The 318-nt window shown below is 39.9% G+C and carries 1 protein-coding gene; it reads right to left on the minus strand.

Annotation, left to right across the window (positions count from 1 at the left end; genetic code table 11):
* Nucleotides 1–318: hypothetical protein (locus LQ608_RS12580; RefSeq protein WP_239752194.1), on the minus strand; the 318-nt coding region annotated here is incomplete at both ends.

The following is a 318-nucleotide window of genomic DNA, read 5'->3' on the forward strand; positions in this document are numbered from 1 at the left end:
CACCTTGATCATTTGCGACGCCTTCACCAATTTTGTTTCCATCTTTATCAAAGATTTCAACTTTAGATTTAGGTTCAGCATTCACAGAAATTGTTGGCGTCATATGAGCTTGTCCTGTTAAATCAGTAGTGATAACTGGTTTAACTGGAGCTGTTGTATCTGTCGCTTTTACTGGATCAGAAGCATCAGACGTATTTGGTGTTTCTGCGTTATCTGTTGCTTTGGCCGTAATATTACCTTCAGGTAATGGTCTAGTTGGCGTAATTTCAGCGACACCTTGATCATTTGCGACGCCTTCACCAATTTTGTTTCCATCTT

Origin of the sequence: Mammaliicoccus sp. H-M34, from assembly GCF_022386495.1 — a bacterium.
Lineage (GTDB): Bacteria > Bacillota > Bacilli > Staphylococcales > Staphylococcaceae > Mammaliicoccus > Mammaliicoccus fleurettii.